General features: G+C 57.7%; 21 protein-coding genes and 4 pseudogenes. 21 read left to right on the top strand and 4 right to left on the bottom strand.

What is annotated here, in order from left to right; all coding sequences use genetic code 11:
• The first annotated feature begins 7 nt into the window (after positions 1 to 7).
• From JC200_RS08310 to JC200_RS08300, 3 genes and pseudogenes are all read left to right on the top strand, one after another.
• Entirely contained in the window at positions 8 to 766 is a 759-nt protein-coding gene (locus tag JC200_RS08310; protein ID WP_274435797.1) for an alpha/beta hydrolase, read from the top strand.
• 258 nt (positions 767 to 1,024) lie between these two features.
• Positions 1,025 to 2,923, top strand: coding sequence for a PrkA family serine protein kinase (locus JC200_RS08305; RefSeq protein ID WP_274435796.1), 1,899 nt, complete (start codon positions 1,025 to 1,027; stop codon positions 2,921 to 2,923).
• A gap of 110 nt (positions 2,924 to 3,033) precedes the next feature.
• Positions 3,034 to 3,693 (top strand): annotated as a pseudogene (locus JC200_RS08300) (DUF444 family protein); the annotation flags it as partial.
• 53 nt (positions 3,694 to 3,746) lie between these two features.
• Here JC200_RS08300 and JC200_RS08295 read toward each other — a convergent pair.
• Positions 3,747 to 3,929 carry a DUF896 domain-containing protein gene (locus JC200_RS08295; protein ID WP_274435795.1) on the bottom strand — a complete coding sequence of 61 codons (183 nt, stop codon included), beginning with the start codon at positions 3,927 to 3,929 and terminating at the stop codon, positions 3,747 to 3,749.
• Positions 3,930 to 4,260: 331 nt separating this feature from the next.
• Here JC200_RS08295 and JC200_RS08290 point away from each other — a divergent pair, with 331 nt between their 5' ends.
• On the top strand, positions 4,261 to 5,130 hold the full coding sequence (locus tag JC200_RS08290) for a DMT family transporter (RefSeq protein ID WP_274436500.1): 870 nt from the start codon (positions 4,261 to 4,263) through the stop codon (positions 5,128 to 5,130).
• 401 nt (positions 5,131 to 5,531) lie between these two features.
• On the opposite strand, the gene JC200_RS08285 is transcribed toward JC200_RS08290, so the two are convergent.
• The gene (locus JC200_RS08285; protein WP_274435794.1) at positions 5,532 to 6,518 is read right to left on the bottom strand and encodes a DUF4349 domain-containing protein; all 987 of its coding nucleotides are present in this window, start codon (positions 6,516 to 6,518) and stop codon (positions 5,532 to 5,534) included.
• Between the two features lie 298 nt (positions 6,519 to 6,816).
• Here JC200_RS08285 and JC200_RS08280 point away from each other — a divergent pair, with 298 nt between their 5' ends.
• From JC200_RS08280 to JC200_RS08255, 6 genes and pseudogenes are all read left to right on the top strand, one after another.
• Entirely contained in the window at positions 6,817 to 7,119 is a 303-nt protein-coding gene (locus JC200_RS08280) for a hypothetical protein (protein WP_274435793.1), read from the top strand.
• A gap of 11 nt (positions 7,120 to 7,130) precedes the next feature.
• Positions 7,131 to 8,627: a recombinase family protein gene (locus JC200_RS08275; RefSeq protein WP_274435792.1), complete on the top strand. Its 1,497-nt coding sequence runs from the start codon at positions 7,131 to 7,133 to the stop codon at positions 8,625 to 8,627.
• 23 nt (positions 8,628 to 8,650) lie between these two features.
• Positions 8,651 to 9,166: pseudogene (locus JC200_RS08270) on the top strand (DUF444 family protein); the annotation flags it as partial.
• Positions 9,163 to 9,339: pseudogene (locus tag JC200_RS08265) on the top strand (SpoVR family protein); the annotation flags it as partial. The pseudogenes JC200_RS08270 and JC200_RS08265, both read left to right, overlap by 4 nt.
• A 350-nt stretch (positions 9,340 to 9,689) precedes the next feature.
• Positions 9,690 to 9,812, top strand: coding sequence for a hypothetical protein (locus JC200_RS08260; protein WP_274435791.1), 123 nt, complete (start codon positions 9,690 to 9,692; stop codon positions 9,810 to 9,812).
• Positions 9,813 to 9,892: 80 nt separating this feature from the next.
• Positions 9,893 to 10,288, top strand: a complete 396-nt coding sequence (locus tag JC200_RS08255; protein WP_274435790.1) for a hypothetical protein — start codon at positions 9,893 to 9,895, stop codon at positions 10,286 to 10,288.
• 57 nt (positions 10,289 to 10,345) lie between these two features.
• Here the strand turns inward: JC200_RS08255 and JC200_RS08250 are convergent, their stop codons facing one another.
• The gene (locus JC200_RS08250) at positions 10,346 to 11,875 is read right to left on the bottom strand and encodes a recombinase family protein (RefSeq protein ID WP_274435789.1); all 1,530 of its coding nucleotides are present in this window, start codon (positions 11,873 to 11,875) and stop codon (positions 10,346 to 10,348) included.
• Positions 11,876 to 11,900: 25 nt separating this feature from the next.
• On the opposite strand from JC200_RS08250, the gene JC200_RS08245 reads away from it, so the two are divergent.
• The 5 genes and pseudogenes from JC200_RS08245 to JC200_RS08225 form a co-directional block, all read left to right on the top strand.
• A complete protein-coding gene (locus JC200_RS08245; protein WP_274435788.1) occupies positions 11,901 to 12,083 on the top strand; it encodes a hypothetical protein in 183 nt (60 codons plus the stop codon).
• Between the two features lie 174 nt (positions 12,084 to 12,257).
• Positions 12,258 to 13,778 carry an aldehyde dehydrogenase family protein gene (locus tag JC200_RS08240; protein ID WP_443111880.1) on the top strand — a complete coding sequence of 507 codons (1,521 nt, stop codon included), beginning with the start codon at positions 12,258 to 12,260 and terminating at the stop codon, positions 13,776 to 13,778.
• 7 nt (positions 13,779 to 13,785) lie between these two features.
• Entirely contained in the window at positions 13,786 to 14,139 is a 354-nt protein-coding gene (locus tag JC200_RS08235) for a DUF779 domain-containing protein (protein ID WP_274435787.1), read from the top strand.
• A 17-nt stretch (positions 14,140 to 14,156) separates the two neighbouring features.
• A complete protein-coding gene (locus JC200_RS08230; protein WP_274435786.1) occupies positions 14,157 to 15,362 on the top strand; it encodes an iron-containing alcohol dehydrogenase in 1,206 nt (401 codons plus the stop codon).
• A 144-nt stretch (positions 15,363 to 15,506) separates the two neighbouring features.
• Positions 15,507 to 16,799: pseudogene (locus JC200_RS08225) on the top strand (SpoVR family protein); the annotation flags it as partial.
• Between the two features lie 392 nt (positions 16,800 to 17,191).
• On the opposite strand, the gene JC200_RS08220 reads toward JC200_RS08225, so the two are convergent.
• Positions 17,192 to 17,548: a hypothetical protein gene (locus JC200_RS08220; protein ID WP_274435784.1), complete on the bottom strand. Its 357-nt coding sequence runs from the start codon at positions 17,546 to 17,548 to the stop codon at positions 17,192 to 17,194.
• Between the two features lie 683 nt (positions 17,549 to 18,231).
• On the opposite strand from JC200_RS08220, the gene JC200_RS08215 reads away from it, so the two are divergent.
• From JC200_RS08215 to JC200_RS08190, 6 genes are all read left to right on the top strand, one after another.
• Positions 18,232 to 18,450, top strand: coding sequence for a hypothetical protein (locus JC200_RS08215; protein ID WP_274435783.1), 219 nt, complete (start codon positions 18,232 to 18,234; stop codon positions 18,448 to 18,450).
• Positions 18,398 to 19,036 carry a succinate dehydrogenase/fumarate reductase transmembrane subunit gene (locus JC200_RS08210; protein ID WP_274435782.1) on the top strand — a complete coding sequence of 213 codons (639 nt, stop codon included), beginning with the start codon at positions 18,398 to 18,400 and terminating at the stop codon, positions 19,034 to 19,036. The genes JC200_RS08215 and JC200_RS08210 overlap by 53 nt, the downstream gene beginning before the upstream one ends.
• Positions 19,033 to 20,877 (top strand): fumarate reductase flavoprotein subunit, encoded by a 1,845-nt coding sequence (locus JC200_RS08205; protein ID WP_274435781.1) that lies wholly within the window; start codon positions 19,033 to 19,035, stop codon positions 20,875 to 20,877. The genes JC200_RS08210 and JC200_RS08205 overlap by 4 nt, the downstream gene beginning before the upstream one ends.
• A 19-nt stretch (positions 20,878 to 20,896) precedes the next feature.
• Positions 20,897 to 21,634, top strand: coding sequence for a fumarate reductase iron-sulfur subunit (locus JC200_RS08200; protein ID WP_274435780.1), 738 nt, complete (start codon positions 20,897 to 20,899; stop codon positions 21,632 to 21,634).
• Positions 21,635 to 21,974: 340 nt separating this feature from the next.
• Positions 21,975 to 22,529, top strand: a complete 555-nt coding sequence (locus JC200_RS08195; protein ID WP_274435779.1) for a DoxX family protein — start codon at positions 21,975 to 21,977, stop codon at positions 22,527 to 22,529.
• Between the two features lie 519 nt (positions 22,530 to 23,048).
• Positions 23,049 to 24,524, top strand: coding sequence for a potassium/proton antiporter (locus JC200_RS08190; protein ID WP_274435778.1), 1,476 nt, complete (start codon positions 23,049 to 23,051; stop codon positions 24,522 to 24,524).
• The last annotated feature ends 468 nt before the right edge of the window (positions 24,525 to 24,992 follow it).

The following is a 24,992-nucleotide window of genomic DNA, read 5'->3' as shown; positions in this document are numbered from 1 at the left end:
TATTTTGATGCCGAACACCACGAGTTCATCCAGTTCATTTGACGCTCGTTATACCCGCCGTGTTGTCGAAGCACACAGCTTGTACAGTACCCATTTACAGGAGGAACGAACCATTAAAGTCTGTCTCCCGCCGGGCTACGATTCAACTCGGAACTACCCGGTTGTTTATTGCCAGGACGGGAACGAATTTTTTACACACGGGCGCATTGCCACGATTTCCAATCAGATGGTGGCAGAAGGGCGACTTGACCCACTGTTGATCGTCGGCATAGCTGTGAATCGAGCACACCGTACAGAGGATTACGCAGTGGGTGGCGCGCGCAGTGAGGCATATCGCCAATTTGTTGCAAACGAGTGCGTCCCTTATGTCGAAAGCCAGTACAGGGTGGACGCCGGTCGGCGCATCTTGGCGGGGGTGTCGCTCGGCGCGGCAGCTTCACTGAACTTGGCTCTGAGTGACACCGCTTCGTTCCCCTGGCTGCTGCTGTTTTCTGGGGCCTTTTACCCGGAGGCACAGAGTGCTGCGAGGTTCTCGACAAGTCTGTCTGACTTGTCTTGCTACATGATTGTCGGTAGGCAGGAGACTAAGCTTGAAACAGACACCGGAACACACAATTTCCATCGACTCAGCGAGCAGATGCGAGACATTTTGATTGCAGGAGGCGCTGACGTCTCGTATCACGAGGGTGATGGTGAACACCTCTGGGGTTTTTGGCAAGCTCACCTGCCGGATGCGCTAGAGTTCGTCCAAAGTCACGTAAAATAGCGTCTTGCTGAAAATTCCTACGGACGTCCAGAGACCCGTTTGCATATCGTGTGATACGCATAACGGCATGTTCTCGCGGTGCGGTGCTTGCCTGGCGAACAGACGGTCGACATTTGGCCAAGGGGCCGCGGAATATAGTCAGATAAGCGTGAAGGTCGCAGCTTTCTGAGGCGGTCGAGGGGCACGGCCAGGACTCACCCGTTGGCGCCCTCGATGCCACATGAAGGGCTTTCTGCCCGAAGCAAAGGGGGATGCCAAATGGGCTTTCTGGAACGTCTCAACGCTTATCGAGCCGAGGAAGAGGAACTGCGCTGGGAAGGGACGTTCGCGGACTATCTCGCAGTGGTGTCCGAAAATCCGCGTGTTGCCCAAACAGCGCATGCGCGTATCTACGATATGATCGCACAGGCGGGAATCGACACTGGTGCTGACGGTCGACGCCATTACCGTTTTTTCGAAAACGAAATATTCGGTCTCGACGCCACCCTCGAGCGCCTCATCGAAGAGTACTTCCATGCAGCAGCGCGTCGGCTTGATGTGCGCAAGCGGATTTTGCTTTTGATGGGTCCAGTCAGCGGCGGCAAGTCGACAATTGTCACCTTGCTCAAACGCGGCTTGGAGCGTTTCAGCCGCGCGCCGGAGGGGGCACTTTACGGGATCAAAGGGTGTCCAATGCACGAGGAACCGTTACACCTTATTCCGAACGAGTTGCGCCCGGAATTCGAAGTGCAGTACGGAATAAAGATCGAGGGCAACCTCTGTCCGTCCTGCAGACAGAGACTTGAGGTCGAGTATGAGAGGGACATGGAAAGATTTCCGGTCGAGCGGATTTTATTTTCAGAGGATAATCGCGTCGGAATTGGCACATTCAGTCCGTCCGACCCGAAGTCTCAGGACATCGCTGACCTGACAGGCAGCATCGACTTCGCCACAATCACAGAGTACGGGTCCGAGTCCGACCCGCGCGCCTACCGCTTCGATGGAGAGTTGAACAAGGCTAATCGGGGACTGATGGAGTTCCAGGAGATGTTGAAGAGCGACGAGAAGTTTCTCTGGCACCTACTCAGTCTCACGCAAGAGGGCAACTTCAAAGCCGGTCGATTTGCACTCATCAGTGCGGATGAAATGATTGTCGCACACACCAATGAGGCTGAATACAAGTCGTTTATTTCGAACAAGAAGAATGAAGCGCTGCAGTCGCGCATGATTGTCATGCCAGTGCCGTACAACCTCAGCGTAGACAATGAAGTCAAAATTTATGAAAAATTGGTAAAACAGAGCGATATCCGCGACATTCACATCGCGCCTCACGCGCTGAAGACGGCCGCAATTTTCTCGATTCTGACGCGCCTGAGGGATTCGAAGAAGCAGGGGGTCGACTTGCAGAAGAAACTGCAGTTGTACAACGGTGAGACGGTGGAGGGCCTGAAGGAAGCGGACCTGAAAGAGTTGCGCGCCGAGTTCCCGGACGAAGGGATGGGGGGCCTCGACCCGCGCTACGTGATCAACCGAATCTCAACTGCGCTGATTCGCCGCGATACAACGTGTATCAATGCCCTCGACGTGTTACGGGCGATTAAGGATGGGCTTGACCAACACGCCTCCATATCCAAGGAAGACAAGGAGCGCTTGCTCAACTTCGTGTCTGTTGCGCGCAAGGAGTTCGATGAACTCGCCAAGCTTGAGGTGCAGAAGGCGTTCGTCTACTCGTTCGAGGAGTCAGCCAAGACGCTGCTTGAAAACTACCTCGACAACGTCGAGGCGTACTGTAGCTGGCAGAAGATTAAGGACCCGTTGACAGGCGAAGAAATGGATCCGGACGAGAAGTTGATGCGTTCGATTGAAGAGCAGATTGGCATCTCGGAGAACGCAAAGCGGGCGTTCCGCGAGGAGATTCTGATTCGCATCTCCACGTACGCGAGGCGCGGTAAGCGGTTTGAGTACAACTCTCACGAGCGACTGCGCGAAGCCATTGAGCGGAAGTTGTTTGCGGATTTGAAAGATGTTGTGAAGATCACGACGTCCAGCAAGACGCCGGACGAACAGCAACTGAAGAAGCTGAACGAAGTGGTGGCGCGGTTAATCGACGAACATGGCTACTGCCCAGTTTGCGCGAACGAACTGTTGCGCTACACAGGAAGTCTGCTCAATCGTTGAGAACACTCAGGTTTTCTCCAGCATCCCATTTTCTCGGCCTGCCCACGTGGCCAAACAAGCCTCGGGCGGGCCGCATTTCACCCGTGACAGCTCTGAAGGAGGGGGCAGCGATGGCATCTGTGGAATTCACACTGCAGAAAGAGGACTGGTCCCTGCACCGCAAGGGGCACCAAGACCAGGAACGTCACAGGGAAAAGGTGAAAGAAGCAATTAAGGAGAACCTCGCGGACTTAGTTAGTGAAGAGAGTATCATCATGTCGGACGGACGCCAGATTATTAAAATTCCAATCCGGTCGCTCGAGGAGTATCGGTTCCGGTACAACTTTAACAAGAGCCGCCAGGCGGGTTCTGGCGATGGGGACTCGCAGGTCGGCGACGTCATTGCGAAGGGAGCGCCAGAACAAGGCAAACCAGGCCCTGGGCAAGGTGCCGGCGACGGCCCCGGTCAGGACTACTTGGAAGCAAATGTTGCGCTCGAGGACATTGAACAGGTCTTGTTCAGCGAACTCGAACTGCCCAACCTCGCGCCGAAGACGCCAGACCGCGTGGTGGCACAAGACATCGAGTTTCGCGACGTTCGGAAAAAGGGCCTCATGGGCAACATCGACAAGAAGCGCACGCTCATCGAGGCCATCCGCCGCAACCAGAAGGAGGCCAGTGTACAAATTCGGATTCTACCTGACGACCTGCGTTTCAAAACGTGGGATGAAATCGAAAAACCAGATTCGAACGCTGTGGTGTTGGCGCTCATGGATACGAGTGGTTCTGTGGACCCCACTGGATTTAATAAAGACTGGCTATCTCTGCGTCGGAACGCACTCCACTATTGCCAGTCCTTATCGACCAAATGAATGTGGTCTAACTGATCGCGAAAGCCCTTGCGGAAGTTTTCCAGGTATTCGTTGCGCAGCGCTTGTTGTTCTACTAACTCCGTCTCTGTCAGGGGTTCAACTTTTGACTTTCGCGCCAATTCATTGAGTCGATTCAGCTTTTTCTTCTCGAGCATGCCAATCCCTCGCTTCGTGATTCCGTTCGTACTGTATTGGTGGTGGTATTTGTGTAGAGTGCCACAGTTCCCGGGCTTGCCACCAAGCGGTCTTGTCGTTGTGGGCGAACGTCCACCGGAACTACGCCAGATGGTACCATAACATTAACACTTCCCTGTAGTCGAACCAATTGGCCGTATGTTACAAGTAAACAAAACACCAGCGGGAGGTACAACAGTGGGGTACGTGGTGTCAAACATAAACCTTGAGAATCAAAATCCCCAACCGCTGTCCACGGCGTTCGAGTCTGCTCTTGCAACCAAAAAACTCGGCCATTTTAAAGGCCTGTCGATGGTGCTGTTAGGTGCAGTGCTGTGGGGTGTATCCGGGACTGCGGCACAAGTGTTATTCCAGCGCTACGGTTTTAACCCGGGCTGGTTGGTCACGGTACGGATGAGTGTGGCTGGACTTCTCCTGTTGGCCGGCGTTTCGATCAAATCAGGTCTGCCTGCGACAGTTGCGGTGTGGAAGCACAAGCGAGACGCTGTGAAACTCGTCTTGTTTGGCATCATTGGTTTGCTTGGTGTGCAATACTCGTACTTTGCAGCAATCCGCTACGGGAATGCTGCGACGGCAACGATGCTGCAGTACATGGGACCGATTTTCATCACCGTGTATATTGCGCTGCGTCAACGACGTATTCCTACAGGCGTACAGACGGCGGCAGTTGTCTTGGCATGTGGTGGCGCATTCCTGCTCGTTACTGACGGGAACGTTCACACTTTCTCGGTCAGCCCACAAGCAGTGTTTTGGGGGTTAGTGTCAGCTGTAACGCTCGCATTTTACTCTCTCTATCCGCAACGCCTACTCCACACGTACGGCTCTGCCAACGTTGTGGGTTGGGCAATGCTGATTGGTGGGGTCAGCATGTCGTTCATCACTCCACCGTGGCATTTCACAGGGCATAGCACGTTTGGCGCCTGGTGGCTCGTGAGCTTTGTCGTGTTATTCGGAACGTTGATTGCGTTCTATGTGTATATTGCGAGTCTCAAATTCATCTCCGCATCGGAAGCAAGTCTGTTGGCCTGCGCCGAGCCGTTGTCCGCCTCAATCCTGGCAGTGGCGGTCTTACACGTACAACTGGGATTGGCCTCCATGCTAGGTGGACTGTGCGTGCTGGTGACGGTGACACTGCTGGCCAGCAAACGACCGGCAACATAATCGGACGGCTCGGCGGCTGGGCATGGGGCGTGGAAGGGCGAGAGGCTGCATCTGACGATGTTGGATGCCCTGCCTGGGGTGACCGGCCCCGAACGCGGACCAGCCCTTTAAGTTTACATAATCCGGACCGTAACGTCTCCAAACAGCGTTATCCACTCTCGAGTTTACATAATTACTCCCTTTAACGCTCTCAAACCGCGTTATGCCCCTCGATTCCCCCAATTTTGAGACCGCTATGGGACGATAACGCGTTGGGATAGCGTTATCGCGTTGAGATTACCTGCATTTGTGTCCATAACGCGGTTTGAGGACGTTATCCGTTTCGGATAGCGTCCTCTCAACTGAAGAAGCGCGGATGAATCCTTTGCATCGAGTTGCTCGGTCAATCAAGACGTCCAACTTCATGCCTTGCGAGAAGCTCCTCGACGCCAGACGAGAACTCCCCCGTACACCAAGCCGCCAAGTGCAGCCCACGGTAGCAGCCAGCCGATCACTTTTGACAGCCCGACACCGACTCGGTCCATGAAGTGCAGCGACTGTACGATCGGCGCCCAGAAGGGCTCGCTGCCCTGGTGAATCGGGACCACGGAAGGCTGCAGCGTGATGTTAATCGTCGTGTACTGAATGGTGTGATTCAGTTGGTGGAGTTGACTGTTCAGGTTCGAAATCTGATTGTTGGTCTCTGTGAGAGACTGCTGAATTTGCAACATATCGGACATCTTCGTGGCCTTGTCGAACAGCCGTGTGTAGGCTTTTGCTTCGCTTTGCAGCTCCGTGACCTGCAGTTGTAAGTTGTTGTGCTCGCTGGTCACATCCTGACCAGATTGAGAAAAGGTGTCGACTTTGCCGAGCGACTTGATGTTCTTCAGCGCGGTCTGAAACTTGTTCTCGGGAACGCGGATGGTCAAGGTCGCCGAGTTCTGGCCCTGACCGTCCGTCAACTGGTTCATCGAGTGGACGAAACCTCCCGATGCTTCGGCCAGACTCGTTATGTCGCTTGTCGCCTTCGGAAGCTGAGTCACCGTCATATCGAGGTTTGCCGTCTCAATGACGAGATGCTGCCCACTCGAAGAGCCAATCGATCGCGTTTGGCCGACGGAAGCCGCTACTGTAGCACCATGAGTCGGCCCGCTGTTCGCTACGCCTGCCTGTTCTGCCGATCCCGCTCCATACCCCACAGCTGGTGAAGATGCCGTGACGCCGGAGCTCGCCGTAGATGTTCGGCCTGACATCTGTCCGCCGGAGCCGTGTCTACCAGGCGCAGTCACTGCGAGTGAGGCGATAACCAACAGCACCACACCTGCACCGACTGCCCACCAGACTCTTCGCCGTGCAAACGCAAGTTGTGCTAGCAGCCTGTGTCGCCGAGACGATGAATTCACACTCATGAGCCGGAGCCCCCTTTCACCACTTGCTGACCATTTCTGATCCAGACGTTGTACAACGAATTAAGTTGCACCCAGTTCACCGGTTTTTTGATCCCGGTGTCGGCTCCACGGCTCCACGGCTCCACGGCTCCACGGCTCCACGGCTCCACGGCTCCACGGCTCCACGGGTCAGCGGGTCAGCGGGTCAGCGGGTCAGCGGGTCAGCGGGTCAGCGGTTGCTCCATAGCTCGCTGTGAAGCAGACCTTACATCGGACAATCCTCTTCGCGCATACGGTGGAGCGAAGGGGGGACCCGACTGTGGAAGTACATGTGAAACCCTCGTTTGCCAAGGACGCGCCACCCATCACCGATTGGCTCGGAGACGAATTGCGACGGTTCATAGCCGGAAAAGTCGGCTGCGATGTGCGAGTGCACATCACCATGCCCGCTGCCAGGGGGACGACGGTAGATGATGCTCAGACGACGGTAGATGATGCTGAGACGACGGTAGATGATGCTGAGACGGCGGCAGATGGTGAGAGTGTGCACACGGCCACGCAGAGGATGGGGAAGTTCGAGGCGGATGCAGAGCGTTGTCACAGTGGTGACGGAATGGCATGAGGGTCTGTGCGGTGTACGCGCGGGTGAGCACAGACAGGCAGGGGGAGAGCCTCGATAACCAGGTGGATTATGCCAAGGAGTACATCAGGCGACTAGGCGACGAGTTCGCAGTAGACGCAACGTGTGTGTACACGGACTTCGACCAAAGCGGTTACTACACCCGCTTCATCCAACGCCCGGCGATTCAGCAGGCGCTCGAAGACGCGAAGCAAGGCAGGTTTCACGTCATCGTGTTTAAGGAAATCAGTCGAATCAGTCGTGACCAAGCGGAGCACATCGAGATTGTGAGTCGATTCCAGATGCACGGTGTGCGCGTGATCGCGATCAACGACAACGTTGACAGTGACCGCCCGGAGACCCTGGATTTGCTCGGCATTCACTCCGTCATGTCAGAGATGGAAAGCAAGCGCATCAGTTCGCGCGTGTCGTCTGGGAAAAAGTCTCTGGCTCGCCGCGGTGTGTGGCTCGGGGAAGCGCCAATCGGCTACCGTCTCTGTGAAAAAGCCCGCCGGCTCGAGATTGACGCTCAGTTTGCGGCGACGGTTGTTGCAATTTTCCGGATGTATGTGGACGAGAACAAAGGCACTCTGCGAATTGCAGACCACCTCAACAGAACGTGCCAATACAGCAAAAATGGTAAGCTGTGGTCCCGCTTCACAGTCAATCGAGTGTTGCAAAACCCGGTTTATGTCGGGGACACCGTGTATGGACGCACGCGCAATACGCTCAAGCGGATCTTTGACGAACGCGGCTATCGCAAGCAAAAGGCCAGACACGTTTTGCCGGAAGACGAGTGGGTGACGGTCCGGGACACGCATCCGCCGCTCGTCGACCGGGCGGTGTTCGACAAGGCGCAGGCATTATTGCGATCCCGAAGCAAACCTGGCGCGAAGCACTCCAAGCATCCGCTGACAGGCCTCCTTCGCTGCGAGCGCTGCGGTGAAACGATGGTCTGCCAAGTACAGCGTCAGGCCAAGCGGGAGTATCGGTATTACGTCTGCTCCAAGGCGTTTCGCTTTGGCCGGTCGATGTGTAGTCAGCCGAATATCAGGGCGGATGAGCTCGAACAGGCCATTTGGACCTATTTGATTTGCCTCCTCACCCCACTGCAGCAGGTGAACGTGACCGTCGAAGCGGTGCCGCAGACGACGGACGTCGAGCGGGAACTCGCGCGACTGAGAAACGAGATAAGCAAGGCGGAACTCGCCTTAGAAAAGTTGTTGTTGGACGATTCGATGCCAGTCTCTACGGCAACTCGCCTGAAGGAGCGATACGTTGCGACGATCAACCAATGCAATTGTGAAGTCGACGAGTTAGAAGTGCGTCGTCTGCGCCAATCGTGTGATGAGCGTGTGAACTATCAGGTCGCAGACTACCTGCAATCGCTCGGCGGTCTCGGTCACTCAAACCCGGAGGAAGTGCGGCGGATGCTACAGAGTGTGATTAGGCGCGTGACAGTGAACGGCAAACAAATTACCTCGCTGGAGCTCAACTACCGACTGCCTTAGTTCCTATATCATTATTCAATTCTGATGCGCCCACATCGATGGGGATGTTTGAAAAGTACTGTGCTCGGACCTTCTTCTTCTGGATGACGCGGTTTTTGCGAACCAAGTACGACAACGTGCAGATCCGCTACATCGCGCACCATACGGAAGCCAAGGAGGTGAGCGAGGAGCACTTCTTTACACGCGGGGAGAGCGGCGGGACTATCTGCTCGTCAGCGTACGACTACGCGCTGCAGATGGTCGAGCGCGAGTACCCGACGGACCGTTACAACCTGTATCCGATTCACTTCTCAGACGGCGATAACCTTACTTCGGACAACGAGAAGGTCATGCGACTCGCTAAGGAGCTGTGTGAACGTGCGCAGATGTTCGGGTACGCGGAAGTGAACCAGTACCAGCGTTCATCGACATTGATGTCGTCCTATGGCAAGTTTGTACACCCGCACTTTCGCTCGGTGCTGATCAAAGAGAAGAGTGATGTCTACCGGGCCTTAAAGACGTTCTTCACAACGTCAGGAGGGCAGGTGAAGCCCGCATGAACAGTGCTGAGATGGAGCAGCTCGAGGCGAGCATTGAGCAGATGACCGAGCTTGCGACGAAGAACGGCCTGGACTTTTACCCGATGCGCTATGAGGTTTGCCCGGCGGACGTTCTCTACACGTTTGGGGCTTACGGCATGCCGACGCGCTTTCATCACTGGTCGTTTGGTAAGGCGTAGAACCGTCCGTTGTGCAAACAGGCGCATCCCTGTGCCTTGCCAGTTAGGCAAACTGGGGTGACACCTGCAAAATAGGCGCCGAAGCCGGGCGCATACCGCTCCAAACGCCCTCGTCCAAGACATACCCTGCACTATGCTTCAGGAGAGGAGGAGGTCTCATGGGTACATTCGGCGGATACACCCGTTGGGCGGTGGTGTTTCTGATCATCTTTGTACTGTTCTTCTTGCTCGTGCCTGGTTATGGTGCAGGAGCGGGCTACTAAGGGCCGCTTGTGTGCAGCCCCCAGCCTGCTGGGGGCAGCCACGCAGGTAACAATCGTGATCTGGGAAAGGAGGGTTCGCAGATGTACGGTGCACTCGGCGGCTATACGCGTTGGGCAATAGTGTTCCTGATCATCTTCGTGCTGTTCCTTCTGTTGGTTCCGTACACAACGGTGACGACGTGCACAACCACGCCGGTCTACTGATAGGAACAAGCTGCGTAGATGGGCAGCCTGCCCGCCACGCAGTTTTCTTCTCTAGGCTCGTTACTGAAAGGAGGTGGTAAATGATGTGCACGAGGCAGGATTGTCAACAGTACGTTGGACGGATGGTTCAGTTTCGGACTCAGTGGGGAAACCACGTTGGGGTGATCGAGCGCGTGACGGACGACACCGCGGTCGTGCTTTCGCCGCGACAGCAAATCCCGACGAACTTGGCGTCGGCCGAGGTCAGTGAGGATGAGGCGCAACGCCTGGACCTGGCGCTTGCACGCTGGGGAGGCATGGGTGCAGGCTACGCCGGTGCTCCTGGCTACGGCGGTGGCCCTGGTTACGGTGGTGCTCCTGGCTACGGCGCTGGCCCTGGCTACGGCTATCCGGCATATGGTTGGGGCTTTGGCTGGGCGCGGTGGGCTGTGGCGTTTCTGTGGATATTCGCACTGTGGGGACTGTTCTTGTGGTAACACCACACCACACTGTGGCGGAGTGGGGAGACCCGCTGCCGCCGCGTGCGGACGAGCTTACATATTCCACTCGATCACGGGCGGTTTCCGTCCGGGTGCAAGCACGACGCGACGAACAGCTGCGCGCACGATGGCCTGTCGCTCTGCAACGGTGAGGATTGGCCAGGTATCTGCGATGAGCTGTTCGGGCCGCACGGGCGGTAGGTCTGCGTGGTACTGCGTGGCTTCCGGTCCGCGAGTAGGAGCGCTACGTCTGGCTCGTTCGGTTTCGCACGCAGCGATGCGCGCACAGACGTCTGACTGTGCTTGTTTCAGCTCAGCGATGCGGTCACGAACTTCGTTCATCGTCACTTGTCCGGATTCAAACGCCTCATACCACTGTGTGAGCCGCACCTGAAGCTGTGCTTGTTCCTCCCGAAGTTGCTCGACTCGTCTTGTTGCCTCGGCTCGGGCGGTCGTCGTGTCCGCCAACTCATTTGCACCCATTTGCTGCACCAACTCGCCGTCTAGTGCCACGCCTAGTACTGCTTGCACAACTGCTGCGTCTAGTTCGCTCTGCCGGTAATAGCCGAGCGTACACGGAGTGCCTTGACCGCGTCTGCGTTGGTGTTGCCGTTTGCAGCCGTAGTAGTCGTACGCGAGAGTGCCGGCGTCGCGGACGGCTCTGTCCCGCTTCGAACCGTCCCTCGCATCACTGCTGCCTTTCCGGCTAATGTGGATCACGCTTCCGCCGCACACACCGCAGACGGCGAGTCCGCTCAGCAGGTAGCTGCCGCCGCGCGTGTAGCTTCTCTGTCGCTCACGAAGTGCGAGTTCGGCCGCGTCGAGAGTGGCGGGATCGACAATCGGCTGGTGTTTCCCCTGCACGCGCTCACCTGCGCGGTTGAGGTAGCCTGCGTAGATTGGCCGCGTTAACATCTGGCGGATGGCGGTGTGTGTGAAGTTGCGAACGTCACTCTGCTCATTTGCCCAGTCGGCCAGGCTGGACAGGCTCTCGCCGCTCAGAAACCGGCGAAACACGCTCCGGACGACGGCGGCCTCAGCGCGATGGATGGTGAGCGACTGTCTGGCCCGCTCCCAGCGATATCCGAACGGCACCCGGCCGCCGTGCCACAGCCCGTCTTGAATGCGCTGTCTGCGCCCCATTGTGGTGCGCTCGACAATCGTGTCGCGCTCAAGCTGTGCAAAGACGGCGAGAATGCCGAGCATCGCTTTGCCGAGCGGGGTTGCGGTGTCGAACGGCTCGGTAGCGCTTTGGAACGCGACACCCTGCGTCTCGAAGACGTCCTCAAGCAAGTGCAGCACGTCCTTTTGTTTGCGACCTAGGCGGTCGAGGCGATAGACCACTACCGCCTGCACGCGCCTAGCGGCAACATCTTGAAGCAGACGGCGCAGAGCGGGGCGGTCGAGCGTGGTGCCACTGTAGCCATCGTCGATGTAATACGCGTAGTTCTCCCAGCCCTGTGACACACAGTAGGCGGCGAGGCGCTGTTGCTGACTGGCGATTGAGAACCCTTGTTGCGCTTGCTCATCAGTGCTGACGCGGCAGTAGAGAGCTACGGTTATCGGACAATCGGTGCGCTGCATAGATTCACCCCCGAGGTGACCTGCATTGATTAAACTCCGCCCAGAGGCGCAGCAGACCATCGCAGCCATCTGTCTAGAGGCCAGACGGCGTGAGCTGGAACATGCCCGCAACGAGAGAGCCCCGCACACCGCAGAACAAGCAGCGAGCAACCTCGAGAATGCGCAGCACGCCATCCCTACACTGTATGACGAAGAACGGAGCGAATAGTCGATCTGGGGGTGTGCGAAGACAGACTGATGTGCTAGTCTACGAATATACTGAATAGGGTACAAGTAAGCGGTTCCAGTCGGTGAGTAACGTCGCTAGACCGAAAGTGGCAGCCAGCATCAACCAAACAGTCGGTTGAGACTGGGCAGACCGATGTGACAAGGAGGTAGCATTGTGGCGACAGTCCTTGATGTGAAGGAGTTCCCTCTGTTTATCGGCGGCAAATGGACACCGGCTCAGTCCGGGGAGACGTTTGACGTCATTAACCCTGCGACCGGTCAGTTGGCAGCAAGAGTAGCCAAGGCTGGCGTTGACGACGTGAACGCGGCCGTGGCAGCGGCGCGCAAGGCGTTTGACAGCGGGATGTGGTCTAAGCAAGCCCCCGAATCGCGTGCGGCGATGTTGATGCTGTTCGCGCAAAAGATTATGGAAAACGCGAACGAACTGGTCTACCTAGAAGCCATCAGTTCCGGTGGTACCGTCCGTCGGGTCGGATTCTCCGACATCTTGCAGATTGGCGATTTGCTACAACAGACGGCGAAGTTTATTCAAGAGTACAAGTATGTCGAGTACCTGCCCATCCCGCCGTTCCCGGGACCCGCCAACGGCCAGGTTTGGCGCGAGCCGTTTGGCGTCTGCGCCGCAGTGACACCCTGGAACTTCCCGATGATCCTCGCCATGTGGAAAGTCGTACCTGCCCTCGCCATGGGCAACACCATTGTCGTCAAGCCTGCATCGAACACACCGCTGTCGACGCTGAAACTAGCGGAACTCGCGTCGCAGGCTGGCATCCCGGCCGGCGTCTTCAACGTCGTCGCAGGTCCTGGCGCAAGCGCCGGCGAAGCGCTCGTGACGCACCCGGACGTCGACAAAGTGGCGTTCACCGGATCGACCGAAGTGGGCAGGCGCATCATGCAGTTGGCGGCGGGATCGGTCAAAAAGGTGTCACTTGAGCTCGGCGGCAAATCACCGTCCATCATTCTGCCAGACGCAGACCTCGACATCGCCATCCCAGGTGCGCTGTTCGGCGTGTTCCTGCACTCTGGGCAGATCTGTGAGTCCGGAACGCGGCTGTTCGTGCACGAGTCGATGTACGATAGCGTGATCGACCGGCTCGTGGAAAAAGCGAAGGACATCCGCCTTGGCGACCCACTGAGCCACAACACAGGCATGGGCCCGGTCGTGTCGAAGCAGCAGTTTGACACGGTCATGAACTACATCGAAATCGGTAAGCAGGAAGGCGCGCGCGTCGTCTGTGGCGGCAAACCTGCCATGGTGGAAGGGTACGAGGGCGGCTACTTCATCGAACCGACCATCTTCGCGGATGTGACCAACGACATGCGCATTGCGCAGGAGGAAATCTTCGGCCCGGTGCTCGTCGTGATCAAATACAAGGACGTTGCAGAGGCGATTCGCCTCGCCAACGACACCATCTACGGCCTCGCCGCTGGCGTGTGGACGCGCGACACCAACGAAGCCTACCGCATTGCTCGCGAGCTGCGGGCAGGGACGGTGTGGATCAACGACTGGCACATGCTGCGCGCCGACGCTCCGTTTGGTGGCTACAAGCAGAGCGGGTTTGGGCGCGAACTCGGGCGGCATGCGCTCGACGAGTACACGCAGGTGAAGCACGTGCACGCGTCGCTGTTGCCGGAAGTCGAGAAGCGGACCTGGCTTGGCATTCTGTTTGGGTGACCCTGGGATGAGTACTGGCGACTTTTCCCCAACGGGGCCAAGCTGCGAGTTGACGGAGCGCGCTGTCGCAGTGATTGAGCAGGTCGCGAAGGTTCGTCTGGGGCCGCTGATTCTGACGATCTCGAACGGTTGCTGCGACGGCACCGCACCGTACCTGTACGACAAGGCGCTGCCGCCGAGCCACGCGGCTTGCGTGCTCGAGACGGACCAGGTCAGCGTCTACATCACGTCTCTGCTGAAAGGGCGGGCCGCGGTTCCCGTTCACTATGTAATCGACGCGTTCCCGGATGCGGCCAGCGACAGCCTCTCGCTCGAGAGCGACTTTGGCTGGCGGCTCACGGTACGAATGGAATCCAGATGAGGAAAGGCGGGTACTCCATGACGACTTCGTATTTTCAGTTCGGCGTGCGAACGGCAGTCAACAGCGGTTCCGGCTGCCGGTCGCTTTTGCCAGACATTCTGCGCGGCCTCGGCGGGCATCGGGCCTTGCTTGTGACCGACAAAGGTCTGACCAAGGCCGGTGTGACGGCGATGGTACGGAAGCTGTTCGACGGACTGCCACAGCCGGTGAAACTCGTCGGCGTGTTCGACGACGTCGAACAGGACGCGAAGGGCGGGATTATCAACAAAGGCGTGGAGCGTTACAAGCAACTTGGCGCAGACTGCCTAATCGCGCTTGGCGGCGGCAGCGTACTCGACACGGTCAAAGGCATGAAGTGGATGCTGCACAAAGGGCTGCCGGACATCCGGATGGGGCTTTTGACCAACACCATTGAGATGTTTCCGGAAGCCCAGTACATCCCCATCCCGCACGTCGCCATCCCGACCACAGCCGGCACAGGGGCAGAAGTATCGCCGATCGCCGTCGTGTTCAACGAGATGCTGAACGTCAAGACGAACCTCATCAACCCGTTCGTCGCGGCCGACTTCGCGCTGCTCGACCCGGATTTGACGGTTGGTCTGCCGCCGAGCATCACAGCGTTCACCGGTTTTGACGCCCTGACGCACGCGGTCGAGGCGTACTTCTCGCCCGTGGCGAACCCGATGGCAGACGCCTACGCCATCCAGGCCACGCGGATGATTGTCGAGAACATTGCGACGGCGGTGCACGAGGGCACGAACCTCCACGCGCGCTCCAACATGCTAATCGCCAGCTGTATGGCCATATCGGCCTTCAGCGTGGCTTTGAACGCCATCCCGGTGCACAACATGGCGCACGCCTATGGGGCGAAGTGGGGCATTCCGCACGGCCTCGCGAACGCGGTGTTGCTGCCAAACGTGATGGCGGCGATGCCTGACTTTTACAAACCGCGGGCCAAAGGCTTTGCGAAGGAACTCGGCCTCGCGAACGTGCCGGAGGACCCGCAGGAAGCGCTCGACGCGGTGATTGCTTTCATCCGCGACTTGCGGGCAGAAGTCGACCTGCCAGACACCTTCGCACAGTTCAACATTCCGCCGGATGCGCTGCCACAGATGGTGAAGCTGGTGCAGTCTGACCCATCGGGTATCCTGTTCCGGCTGCCAGACGCCGTGATCGACCGTGTTGGCCACGAGGTAGCGGGGGTCGCTGAAGCTGTGCTGTAATCGACCATTCGACATTTCCAGGCAAAATCAGGAAGGGATTGGCGCAACCTTGCACGAAATCGTGCAAGGTTGTGTTTTGGTGGTACGCCTGGCACGGCAGGCTGGTATCGCACCGCGCCATCCATCATTGTTTCATGCGTTCGGTCTTTCGCTAAGGCATTCCACCGGATGAAACTCGACTATGACTTCGGACTCAGCCGGATCTACGAACTCGTCATCAACTCTGACCCTTGCTACGCGTTTTTGCTTGACGGCAACAGCTTGCTTCAGAACATGACAGTGTGCGCTCACGTTTTAGGTCACTGTGATTTCTTTAAGAACAACGCCATGTTCACACGCACATCGCGCGATATGGTTGAACGCATGGCTTCGTCGGCCGAGCGGATCAGGCAGTACGAACTCGAGTACGGACGCGACCGCGTCGAACGTGTGCTCGACGCCGCGATGGCAGTGCAGGAGCACGTGGATGCATCAAGGTACGGTGGGCGGCGGAGACAGGTGTTTGAACAAGCGCGATCGACCCGAAATGATCGCAATTCGCGCAACCGGGACAAAGTCGCCACGCGAACTCCGTACGATGACCTGTGGTCGATCGGCGAAAACACGTCCGGCGGTGGTGGAACCGGGGACAAAGGTGACGAGGAGGCGAGCAAACGCGAGCGGGGACTGCCTCAGCGCGACGTTATGCTCTACCTGATCGAACACAGTCCAGTGCTCGACGAGTGGGAGCGCGACATCCTCTCCGTCCTGCGGGAAGAGATGTTGTACTTTTGGCCGCAGATGGAGACGAAAATTATGAACGAAGGTTGGGCGACGTACTGGCATCTGCGGATCATGCGCGATCTCGACCTTGCTCCCGGCGACGCCCTCGAGTTTGCAAAGATGCACGCGGGTGTGGTGCTGCCGTCGAGGACCACCATCAACCCGTACCACGTTGGGCTCGCTATTTGGGAGGACATCGAAAAGCGTTGGAATGAACCAACCGAAGAGGAACGTGAACGCTTCGGTCGCGAGCCGGGCCAAGGCCGTGCGAAGATGTTTGAAGTCCGTGAGGTCGACAACGACGTGTCGTTCCTGCGCAACTACTTGACCAAGGACCTGATCGAGAAACTCGACCTGTACTTGTACCAGAAGATTGGAAACGAGTGGCGGATTGTCGAGACGAACTGGGAAAAAGTACGGGACTCCATTTGTGCGTCGCGGACAAACGGCGGGATCCCGGTCATAGACGTCACCGACGGCGACTTCAACCAAAGTGGCGAACTCTACCTCACGCACGCATATGAGGGGGCCGAGCTCGACCTGAAGCACCTCGAAAAGACGATGCAGTATGTGCAACAGCTGTGGGGGCGGACCTGCCATGTCGAAACTGTCGTCGAGGGCCGCGGTGTGCTCTTCACCTGCGACGGCAAACGGACGACGCGGAAGTTTCTGTAGCCAGACGCATGTTTGGGCTTCGCGATGGCGATGGCGATGGCGGCAGGACCTCACTGAGCAAAGGTTGTGCGCTAGTGCTGACGCGCCATTTTCTCATGTGCTACTTCCTTATGCACTATTTTCTTATGCGCTATTTCCTCGGATCCCTCCGTTTTGCCGGGGTCCGCACTGATAGCGCATTTTCGTGCCCTGTGCGGGAGCCCTGTGCGGGAAGCCCTGCGCGGGAGCCATGCGCGGGAAGCCATGCGCGGGAAGCCATGCGCGGGAAGCCTAGTAGGGCGAGCTTTGCTGGTCACCTGATCGGCGTACTCTCGTACCGTCTCTGAGTGCGAGATCGCGTTCTGGACGGATTGAGTGATCGTTTCGATCACGTAGGAGCCGCGGGTGGGGCGTTATGTGATCCTTTCGATCACATACGAGCCGTGGTTGCGGTGAGAAGTGATCCTTTCGATCGCATAGGAGCCGTGGTTGCGGTGAGAAGTGATCCTTTCGATCACATAGGAGACACGGGTGCGGTGAGAAGTGATCCTTTCGATCACATAGGAGCCGTGGTTGCGGTGAGAAGTGATCCTTTCGATCACATAGGAGCCGCGGCTGCGGTGAGAAGTGATCGTTTCGATCACATAGGAGCCGCGGGTGCGGTGAGAAGTGATCGTTTCGATCACATAGGAGCCACGAGTGCGGTGAGAAGTGATCGTTTCGATCACATAGGAGCCGCGGGTGCGGTGAGAAGTGATCGTTTCGATCACATAGGAGCCGCGGGTGGGGCGCTATGTGATCGTTTCGATCACATAGGAGCCGCTGACGCGGCAGTAAGTGATCCTTTCGATCACATGGTCATTTAAATCACCTCTAGTAAGAGGGCGGAAGAAGCATATTGGTGTGCGTCCAGGCCAATTGAGTGGCATTAGCGGGTTAGTAAGCTCGTCCAAAGGGTTCTCCTTGTACCTAATTGCAGTACGTACAATGAGGGGTGCGAGTACGGGCGACTGGCCCCCCATCCCCATCCCCATCCCCATCCCCATCCCCATCCCCATCCCCATCCCCATCCCAGACATACGGCAAAATGCGCAGGCCGGGCATCCATTTCACAATAGTCCGCCTGCACTAGTACATAAGGTGCCGGTAAATCATCCAGATTGTGCTGTTTCGTGTGATCCGAGGCGCGTAGTGTGGGAGTACAGGTCCGTCGTGTCGCACCCTGGGAGGTGTGGAAGCGGGCGCGGCGGCAAGCGTGATCCGGCAAACGCAGTGCAACACACAAAGATGCAGCGCTTACATTGGTTAAATTGGATTAGTCTACTATGATTGGCCCGGTTGCATCATGTGGGAATGCAAGTGCGGCCTCACAATTGACCTCAGAGACAAACGAGCGGATAAGTACGTCTCGTTGTCGTGTCTCCAGTTCGTTTCCATGATGGAGGAGAGGTCAATGAGAGTGTCCAGTTGCTGTGAAGCCCCGATAGTAGTAGAAGTCCGGTCTGACCTGCCGAACTGCACCGATGACGAGTACGACTTGCAAGTGCCGTTTCACGTGTGTTCAAAGTGCGGGGCTGTCATCATCGACTATCTCTATCCTCAAGGAGGCGAAGACGGAAATGCAGCTGCAAAAGGCACTCGTCTACACACCGCGAACGGACGCTATCACTGAGACGCTGCAGATGGTCAGCGGGTTGCTGCTGGTGGTCTTTTTGTGGGCGCATATGTTGTTCGTGGCGTCCATCTGGCTCGGGCAGAACGCGTTTAATGTGCTTGCGCACTTCATGGATCAGTTTGGACTGCTTCCACTCGCAATTGTCTTTCTCATTCTCGTCGGCGGCACGCACATTGGGGCCGTGCTGCGCCGGATGCCAAAGCAGTACTCCGAGCAGAAGTTGGTGTGGAAACACGCCAAGCTCATTCACCACGGCGACACCTGGTCCTGGCTGTTTCAGTCCATCACCGGCAGTGCCATTGTCATCCTCGCAGTGACGCATGTCGCCATCGTGTCGTTTGCCGGGATCAACGCCAATTTGAGTTCGCTGCGCGTTGTCAACCCCGGTTTTCTGGTCTTCTACGCTGTGCTTCTACTGTTGTCTGAATACCACGCCAGCATTGGCGTCTACCGCATCTTTGTGAAGTGGGGCTTCGTCAACCGCCACAGCATGAAACGCGTGTTGGAAGTTGTGAGCGTGCTGTTTGTCATCGTCGGCGGCGTATCACTTGCAATCCTGTACATGTTGGGGGCATCGAAATGACGAATAGTCACAAGGGTCACGACATGTTTATGACAGACGTTCTCGTCATTGGCGCCGGTCTGGCGGGGGAACGGGCCGCCATTGAATCTGCCGCAAATGGCTTGAATGTCATTCTGCTGAGCCTGGTGCCGCCGCGGCGTTCGCACAGTTCGGCTGCTCAAGGTGGTATGCAGGCCGCACTCGGTAACACCGCGATGGGCAAAGGTGACAGCCCCGACATCCACTTTCTCGACACCGTCAAAGGGTCGGACTGGGGTTGTGAGCAGGACGTCGCACGGTTGTTTGCCGAGACCGCGCCCATCGTCATGCGCGAGATGGCGCACTGGGGTGTGCCGTGGAACCGAGTGACCACAGAAAAGCGGATTTATGACGGCAAGGAAATTCATGAAGATCCCGCCAAAGTCGGCCTCATCGCCGCCCGCAACTTCGGTGGAACAGCGAAGTGGCGCACCTGTTACACCGCAGATGGCACCGGCCACACTGTGCTGTACACCATGGACAGCATCGTGCAGAAGCATGGGATCACGGTGCACGACCGCGTCGAAGCACTCAGCCTCATCCAGGACGGCGACACCTGCTACGGCGCAGTCGTCCGCGACTTACGCACGGGTGAGTTGCGCGTCTATACAGCAAAGTCCACAGTTATTGCGACAGGTGGGTACGGCCGTTTGTACGGGGCGTCGACAAACGCCGTGATCAACGAAGGGTCTGGCATGTCCATCGCGCTTGACACAGGCGTGGTCCCGCTTGGCAACATGGAAGCTGTGCAGTTCCACCCGACTGGCATTGTCCCGTCGTGGATTCTTATCACAGAAGGCGCACGGGGTGACGGTGGCTACCTGCTCGACAAAAACGGCTACCGCTTCATGCCAGACTACGAGCCGAACAAGAAGGAGCTGGCGTCGCGCGACGTCGTGTCGCGGCGGATGATGCAGCACATCCGCGCGGGCTACGGCGTGGACAGCCCGTACGGCCAACACCTGTGGCTCGACATCCGCCACCTTGGCGCAAAGCACATCAACACGAACCTGCGCGAAATTGCGAACATCTGCCGGGAGTTTAACGGCATTGACCCGGTCAAAGAACTCATCCCCGTCCGCCCCACTCAGCACTACAGCATGGGCGGAATTCGTACCAACATCAACGGCCAGGCCTACGGCCTGAAGAACCTGTACGCGGTTGGCGAAGCAGCCTGTTGGGATTTGCACGGCTTCAACCGCCTCGGTGGCAACTCGCTCGCTGAGACGGTCGTGGCGGGGAAAATCATCGGTGAGAAGATTGCGGAGTTCACGAAGGACGTTTCCCTGACCGTCTCCACGAGCCTCATCGACGGCCACCTGCACGCGCAGCTCGACCGAATCGAGCGGTTGCAACAAAATGCTGGGCGTGGTGGCGAGAACGTCTACGAGCTTCGCAGCCTGATGGAGAACACACTTAGCCAAAACGTCGGGATCTTCCGTACTGAAGGACCGCTGCAGGAAGCGGTCGACACGCTGCGCGAACTGCACCAACGCGCGCAGAACATAGGACTCCGCGGGACAGGCCGTGGCGCCGATCCTGAACTTGCCCTCGCCTTGCGCCTGCCAGGCATGATTCGCCTCGCGCTCACGATTGCCAAAGGTGCGCTCGCGCGGCAGGAGAGTCGGGGCAGTCACTTTCGCGAGGACTTCCCGAAGCGCGACGACGCAACTTGGCTCAAGCGGACCTTGGCATATTGGCCGGAACACGCAAGTGAACCGGACCTGAAGTACGAATCCGTGAAGATTACCGAACTGCCGCCTGGCGACCGCGGTTACGGCGAAGCCAGCGCGACATCGAAGTCGGCGCCAACGCAGTCGTAGGAGAAGGGTGGGTACGCAGATGGCACAGCGAACACTGACATTTCGAATCATGCGGTACAACCCGGATACGCCGGATATTAGACCGCACTTGCAAGACTTTACGTTGAATGAAGAACCGGGCATGACGCTGTTCGTGGTTCTGAACAAGATCCGCGAAGAGCAGGACCCCTCACTCCGGTTTGACTTTGTCTGCCGAGCCTCGATTTGCGGATCATGCGGCATGCTCGTCAACGGCCGCCCGACACTGGCCTGCCGGACTCTGACCAAGGACCTGCCGGAAGTGACGACGCTCCTGCCGCTGCCAGCGTTCAAACTGCTCGGCGACCTGTCGGTCGACACGGGCACATGGTTTCGCGACATGTCTATCCGCACCGAGGCGTGGGTGCACAACGACGCTCCGTTCGACCCGACCGTGGAAGAAGAGCGAATGGACAACGAGACGGCGCTTCGGATTTACGAGGCAGAGCGTTGCATCGAGTGCGGGTGCTGCATCGGCGGTTGCGCGACGGCGAACCTGAAGCCAAATTTCATCGGGGCGGCCGGGATCAACCGGGTGGCCCGCTTCATGGTCGACCCGCGCGACCAGCGCTCGGAACAGGAGTACTTCGAAGTGGTGGGCACGGAAGACGGCGTGTTCGGCTGCATTGGCCTCATGGCTTGCGACGACAACTGCCCTGTCGGTGTGCCGCTGCGCGGACAACTTGCCTATGTACGACGCAAGATGGCGGCGGTTGGTTGGAAGATGCACTCGGTCTAAAAGCCGACCCGAATATTCGGCTAGGCCATCCCAACAGGTAGGTCGCCTGGTGGGATGGCTGTTTTTTTGTCGCGCGGCCTTGACATTTCGTATCAGTCACGCGTGAATTTGTGCTTTTATGCTCAGAAACCCCTACTAGTTTAGACTATCACCCAATGCGTCGCGGACTACTTGACATGGGTAGGCTCTGCACTCGCAAATTGGTCCGATATGTCCTGCCGGCCCCTCACCAGATGGGGCAAAATACAGACGTAGCAAGGAGTGGAGTTCAGCGCATCGGTTGCAGGGATAGACGACCGACAGTGCCCCACTCCGGCGACGAGTTGAGGGGGACGACGATGTGTTTACTACATGGCTGCGCCGCAACGACTGGTCGGCTGGCATTTTGGCCATTGCTCGCATTTTCGTCGGGTGGCAGTTCCTTCACGCAGGTTGGGAAAAAGTCACGGGGCCGACTGGGTTTACGGCGCTTGGTTTCTTGAAGGGGGCCGTGGCAAACCCGGTCTTGTCGTCAGCCAAGACTGTTCAGTACCCGTGGTTTGTGCACTTCTTAAACGGTTTCGCAATCCCGAATGTCGCTGTGATCAATGTTTTGGTGTCGTGGGGAGAACTACTGGTTGGCATCGGCCTCATCACCGGCACGTTGACGACGGCTGCGATGTTCTTCGGAATGTTGATGAACTTCATGTATTTGTTCAGCGGCACCATATCGCAAAACCCGCTGGACATCCTCCTTGGCATCTTCATCATTGTGGCAGGCTACAACGCAGGACGTTACGGTGCCGACTACTGGGTCATCCCGAAGTTGCGCCAGTACGTTCACAACATGGTCAGTGACGATGTGGTCTTTCCGAAGGGGACTGGGACTGGGACTGGGACGGCGATGCGGCGTTAGGTAGCGATTCGACATTTGACTGCAATGTCATCAACGTCGCAAGTGGCAACTGGTGAAATAGACGATACAGTGGGGCTGTTTTGGCGGGTGTCATGCCTGTTCAATGCAGTCCCATTTTGGTGACATCACGTCGGTTGACGTGATGAGGACGAGCCTTGAGAGCCACCTGCCTAATGGGTATCGGTCGCGCGGTCCACGAGTTTTGTTATGATGAAGGGAGAAAATTTCCTGGACCGGACGCGTCGAGTGATTGGGGGGATTCCATCTTTCCTCATCGTCGACTCATCTATCGGTTTCGGCGGCGAGTGAAAGACCACATCGTTACCCACAAATCTTTGTAGCGATGACGGCCGTGATCCTCATTGTAGGATGGTAGCCTCGACACCCGTTGAAGCGAATACCGTGCTCGTGTACACCGCGATTAACAACATTCCCTCGTGATTGGGGATACTCCACAAGCGGGACTCCGTGATTCCGAACTCGTCGGTCCATATTGTCATACAGAGGAGAGGATACCGGGTGGTTCTGCTGCTGTTTTTGCTGGCCGTTGTGCTGATCGGCGGCGTGTGGTCGGCCCGTGTCGGCAGTCGACTCGGTTTTCCCGTTTTGGTCGGTTTCGTAGGCATCGGTCTGCTCCTTGGACCGAACGTGTGGGACCTCGCCCCGCACGTCTCACACAAACTCGCTGAAGACATCGGCTACGTCGCCCTCATTCTCATTCTTTTTGAAGGCGGGTTGCATACGTCGTTCGCGCGCATCCGGCGGGCGCTTGTGCCCTCCATCTCGCTCGCGACTCTCGGCGTGCTCATCAGTTCCGCAGTGATGACTGCGCTCGCCTACTGGCTGTTGCAGATCCCGTTTTACACGGCCGCCCTGTTCGGCGTCGCAGTCAGCTCAACCGACGCTGCTGCGGTGTTCAGCATGCTCGGCGGCAAATCGCTGCAGCGGAATCTGGTCGACGTGCTCGAAGTGGAGTCGGGTACGAACGATCCGATGACGTTCTTCCTGACGTTGACCCTCATCGGGTGGGCCGCGCACGGAATCGGGTCACCGGGGCATGTCGCCCTTCACATGGTCGGCACGTTCGCGCTGCAGATGGGAGTCGGCCTTGTCGTCGGCGTCGCTGTTGGCTACGTGGCATCCTGGACAAACCAGAACATCAAACTCGACACAGGCGGGCTGTACCCGACGATGTCGCTCGCGTTCGCGTTTCTCGCGTTTGCCGTCGCCGCTGCGCTGCAGGGCAGCGGCTTTTTGGCAGTCTATGTCGCGTCCGTCGTGATCGGCAATCGACGACTTGAACACCGCCACAGTATTCTTCGCTTTCACGAAGGCCTCGCGTGGACGATGCAGATTCTCATGTTCGTCGTGCTCGGCTTGCAGATTTCTCTGCACCTGCTCCCACCGATTGTCCTGCCTGGCATCGGTCTCGCCGTCGGTGCACTGTTTATCGCCAGACCCGCTGCAGTGTGGCTGTCGACGATTGGCACAGGGTTCACGTGGAAAGAGAAGCACTTCCTATCGTGGGCCGGGCTGCGCGGAGCGGTGCCCATCGTGCTTGCCTTAACTGCGTTGCTTGCGCCAATTAATACGCCGTACACACTGCTCGGGGCCGTGTTCTTCGTCGTGATCGCGTCGACCCTCGCTCAGGGTCTAACGGTCGGGTGGTTCGCCGACAAGCTCGACTTGACCGACCCATCGCCGTCTGAAAACCTTCTCGAGCTCGTCGCGATTGCGAGGGAGAGTGCCTGTATTTTGCCTGTCGAGATTACAGAGGCTTCCCGTTTCGTGCGCCACAAAATGGTCGACATCCCGTTTCCGCCAAACACGCTGTGCTACGCCGTGATCCGCGGTGAACGCGTCATTGTCCCGCGCGGCGCCACGACACTTCGCCCTGACGACCACCTGCTCATCCTCTCGGATCGCGAACAGATTGCCAAACTCACTACCCTCTTCGCCAACGAACGCGTCGGCAGCCCGGAGATGCTGCCGTAGGGTGTCAGGTAGTTCTGTACGCGAGGCGGGGGACGGGCACCACGGTTCACGGGTGGCCGATAGCGCCAATATGGCGCAATGCGTGGGTGTTCGGGCGTCGGATAGCGCCAAAATGGCGCAATGCGTGGGTGTTCCGATGTCGGATAGCGCCAATTTGGCGCTATGGCAACGGATAGCGCCAAAATGGCGCAATGCGTGGGTGTTCCGATGTCGGATAGCGCCAATTTGGCGCAATGGCAACGGATAGCGCCAAAATGGCGCAGTGCGTGGGTGTTCCGCAGGCGGATAGCGCCAAAGTGGCGCAATGGCAACGGATAGCGCCAAAATGGCGCAGTGCGTGGGTGTTCCGCAGGCGGATAGCGCCAAAGTGGCGCAATGGCAACGGATAGCGCCATTTTGGCGCAATGCGTGGGTGTTCCGGTGTCCGATAGCGCCAATATGGCGCAATAGCAACGGATAGCGCCATAT

Origin of the sequence: Alicyclobacillus sp. ALC3 (genome assembly GCF_028751195.1) — a bacterium.
Taxonomy (GTDB): domain Bacteria; phylum Bacillota; class Bacilli; order Alicyclobacillales; family Alicyclobacillaceae; genus Alicyclobacillus_L.
Note: the sequence above shows the minus strand (reverse complement) of the source record. Positions and strands in the feature narration are given on the sequence as shown.

Excerpts from the sequence above, each read along its gene's own strand:
- JC200_RS08230 (WP_274435786.1), top strand. The coding sequence starts at position 14,157 with ATGACGACTTCGTATTTTCAGTTCGGCGTGCGAACGGCAGTCAACAGC.
- JC200_RS08310 (WP_274435797.1), top strand. The coding sequence starts at position 8 with ATGCCGAACACCACGAGTTCATCCAGTTCATTTGACGCTCGTTATACC.
- JC200_RS08285 (WP_274435794.1), bottom strand. The coding sequence starts at position 6,518 with ATGAGTGTGAATTCATCGTCTCGGCGACACAGGCTGCTAGCACAACTT.
- JC200_RS08200 (WP_274435780.1), top strand. The coding sequence starts at position 20,897 with ATGGCACAGCGAACACTGACATTTCGAATCATGCGGTACAACCCGGAT.
- JC200_RS08250 (WP_274435789.1), bottom strand. The coding sequence starts at position 11,875 with ATGCAGCGCACCGATTGTCCGATAACCGTAGCTCTCTACTGCCGCGTC.
- JC200_RS08205 (WP_274435781.1), top strand. The coding sequence starts at position 19,033 with ATGACGAATAGTCACAAGGGTCACGACATGTTTATGACAGACGTTCTC.
- JC200_RS08210 (WP_274435782.1), top strand. The coding sequence starts at position 18,398 with ATGCAGCTGCAAAAGGCACTCGTCTACACACCGCGAACGGACGCTATC.
- JC200_RS08305 (WP_274435796.1), top strand. The coding sequence starts at position 1,025 with ATGGGCTTTCTGGAACGTCTCAACGCTTATCGAGCCGAGGAAGAGGAA.
- JC200_RS08295 (WP_274435795.1), bottom strand. The coding sequence starts at position 3,929 with ATGCTCGAGAAGAAAAAGCTGAATCGACTCAATGAATTGGCGCGAAAG.
- JC200_RS08255 (WP_274435790.1), top strand. The coding sequence starts at position 9,893 with ATGATGTGCACGAGGCAGGATTGTCAACAGTACGTTGGACGGATGGTT.
- JC200_RS08235 (WP_274435787.1), top strand. The coding sequence starts at position 13,786 with ATGAGTACTGGCGACTTTTCCCCAACGGGGCCAAGCTGCGAGTTGACG.
- JC200_RS08215 (WP_274435783.1), top strand. The coding sequence starts at position 18,232 with ATGAGAGTGTCCAGTTGCTGTGAAGCCCCGATAGTAGTAGAAGTCCGG.
- JC200_RS08260 (WP_274435791.1), top strand. The coding sequence starts at position 9,690 with ATGTACGGTGCACTCGGCGGCTATACGCGTTGGGCAATAGTGTTCCTG.
- JC200_RS08290 (WP_274436500.1), top strand. The coding sequence starts at position 4,261 with ATGGTGCTGTTAGGTGCAGTGCTGTGGGGTGTATCCGGGACTGCGGCA.